This window comes from Photobacterium sp. OFAV2-7 (genome assembly GCF_022347985.1).
GTDB lineage: Bacteria > Pseudomonadota > Gammaproteobacteria > Enterobacterales > Vibrionaceae > Photobacterium.
In genome coordinates, this window is sequence record NZ_JAKRFQ010000746.1 from 1 (window position 1) to 2,645 (window position 2,645).

Annotated in this window: 3 protein-coding genes and 1 pseudogene; all 4 read left to right on the forward strand. The window is 49.7% G+C overall.

Annotated elements, in window-relative coordinates; all coding sequences use genetic code 11:
* Nucleotides 1-507, forward strand: a pseudogene (locus MHN01_RS24780) (flavodoxin domain-containing protein); the annotation flags it as partial.
* Between the two features lie 77 nt (nt 508-584).
* A complete protein-coding gene (locus MHN01_RS24785) occupies nt 585-797 on the forward strand; it encodes a rubredoxin (RefSeq protein ID WP_370646556.1) in 213 nt (70 codons plus the stop codon).
* 11 nt (nt 798-808) lie between these two features.
* Nucleotides 809-1,954, forward strand: a complete 1,146-nt coding sequence (gene norW, locus MHN01_RS23925) for an NADH:flavorubredoxin reductase NorW (RefSeq protein ID WP_239413864.1) — start codon at nt 809-811, stop codon at nt 1,952-1,954.
* 109 nt (nt 1,955-2,063) lie between these two features.
* A partial coding sequence (locus tag MHN01_RS23930; protein WP_239413866.1) for a cupin domain-containing protein occupies nt 2,064-2,645 on the forward strand: 582 nt, incomplete at its 3' end.

Genomic DNA, 2,645 nt, shown 5'->3' on the forward strand with positions numbered 1-2,645 from the left:
GTGATAACCCAACTCAGATCATCGATAAGTATCTGGAATGGGCTGATGAGTACAAAGAAAACAAAATCACTATCTTCTACGACTCTATGTCAAACAACACTCGCATGATGGCTGACGGTATTGCACAAGGTATTACTGAAGCTGATCCAAATGTTGCGGTTAAGATCTTCAACGTCTCTCGCCACGACAAAAATGAGATCCTGGCCAATGTATTCTGCTCGAAAGGTATTCTGGTTGGCTCCTCGACAATGAATAACGTCATGATGCCTAAAATCGCCGGCATGCTAGAAGAAATCACAGGCTTGCGCTTCAAGGGGAAGAAAGCAGGAGCATTTGGCAGCTATGGATGGAACGGCGGCGCTGTTGACCGTATCCACGCCCGCCTGACGGACGCTGGCTTCTTCACAACCGTAGGCATGAAAACCAAATGGCGTCCTGATGGCAAAGCGTTAGAAGAATGCCGCGAGCACGGACGTAAAATTGCACGGGAGTGGGCACTACAGCCTATCGCTGCAGCTGAAGCGAACACTGCACAACCTGACGAAAGCGCAAAGGCGGAAGTCTCTATCGCCCAGCCAGCAACAGTGAAAAGCAATAACAGCGCTCCGGCAGAAAATGCCCCAGCTGTCGATAACACTGAAAAGCAGATTTGCACTGTCTGCCAGTGGGTTTACGACCCAGAGCTAGGTGAGCCAAACCAAGACGTTGCACCGGGCACCGCATGGAATGACGTACCGGACTACTTCCTTTGCCCGGACTGCGGTATCGGTAAAGAAGTCTTTGAACCTATTGCCTGAGGACGCGAGTAATGGATAAACATATTGTTGTTATTGGTAGCGGCTTTGCCGCTTACCAGTTGGTGAAATCACTTCGTAAAATTGATAACGAGACGCCGGTCACCGTCATTACCGCGGACAGTGGTGACGACTATTCCAAGCCTGAACTGAGCCATGTCTTTTCCCGCAAGCAGACTGCTAGTGACTTGATCAAGCAATCGGCTAAAGACTTTGCCAATGCTTACAGCTTTGAACTGCTCGCCTACACACGGGTTCAGTCTATAGATACCGAAGCAAAAACAGTCCAACTGGCTGATAAAACTGTCAGCTACTCAGAGCTGGTATTGGCCACAGGTGCCTCGTCTTTTGTACCGCCTTTTGACGGTAATGCAACAGATGAAATCGTAACGCTTAATAGTCTGGGCGAGTATGCCAGTCATCAGGACAAGATTGCTACGGCCAAGTCTGTACTTATTCTCGGAGCAGGGCTGATCGGTACGGAGATCGCAATGGATCTTGCCGAAGCCGGAAAACAAGTCGCCATTTGCGACCGAGCTGGCAGTATTATGCCGACACTGCTTCCCTCGTTTATGGGTGCCGAAGTATTTCAGACCATGACTGAAAAAGGTGTCGATGTGAAACTCTCTTCGGCAGTGACAGGAGTTAACCGTCACCACCAGCAGCTACTGGTTCAATTCAACAATCAGAGCATTATCGAAGCCGACGTTGTTATTGCCGCGATGGGACTAAAACCAAATATCAGCTTAGCCAAGCAAGCTAACATTGCCGTAAACCAAGGGATTATTGTGGATGAGTTCCTTAAAACATCAGCGAATGGCGTCTATGCCTTAGGTGATTGTGCCGAGTTAGGCGGAAAGATCAGGGCATTTTTACAACCGACCATGCTCTCGGCAATGGCATTGGCAAAAACCCTGTCAGGCAATCCTACACCGGTAAGATTGCCAGCCAGCCTGGTCAAAGCCAAAACGCCATGGTTCCCGCTTAACCTGTCGGGACAGACAACCCGTTCCGATGTAAGCTGGGAAATCACCCAAGATAGCGATGGCTATATTGCCAAGGCATTTGAGCAAGACTCCGAGACCCTTGTCGGTTTCGTAGTTAGCCATGAACAGCAAAAAGCCGCTTTCCCGCTGCTTCGTCAGCTGCCTGCCGAGTAATCATGGTAATAGGTCGCGCGCTATACTCACTGTAGCAATGCATTCCTCATCACCCGGTGATGCGGAATGCGCTATAATCGCGACAAATACACATCAATTTAATGGCACTATGTACCAGCTGACTTTCTCCTTTGAAACATTCCTGTCCGAGTACTGGCAAAAGAAGCCCACTGTCATAAAGGGGGGCTTCAAAGACTTTGTAGATCCAATCAGTCCAGATGAGCTGGCCGGGCTGGCAATGGAGGAGGAAGTCGACTCACGATATGTTGCAATGCGTGGTGATAAGTGGGAGGTTTCCCACGGTCCGCTGAACTTTGAAAATATGCCGGAAGACAACTGGTCTTTTGTTGTTCAGGCAGCAAACCACTGGCATGAAGGAGCGGCTAAGCTTGTCACCCCGTTTCGCCTACTGCCTAGCTGGCTATTTGACGATCTGATGATCAGCTACTCCACCCCGGGAGGCGGTGTCGGCCCGCATATCGATCAATATGATGTCTTTATCACCCAGGGCTCTGGTAAACGACATTGGCGTGTCGGCCCTAAACTTGACGATTATGAAGAAGAGTTCGGACACCCGGCACTGCGCCAAATCAAAGGCTTTGATCCTATCATTGATGAAATTCTCGAGCCTGGCGATATCTTATATATCCCGCCGGGGTACCCCCATGACGGCTATGCCATCGAAACTTCA

Excerpts from the sequence above, each read along its gene's own strand:
- norW (WP_239413864.1), top strand. The coding sequence starts at position 809 with ATGGATAAACATATTGTTGTTATTGGTAGCGGCTTTGCCGCTTACCAG.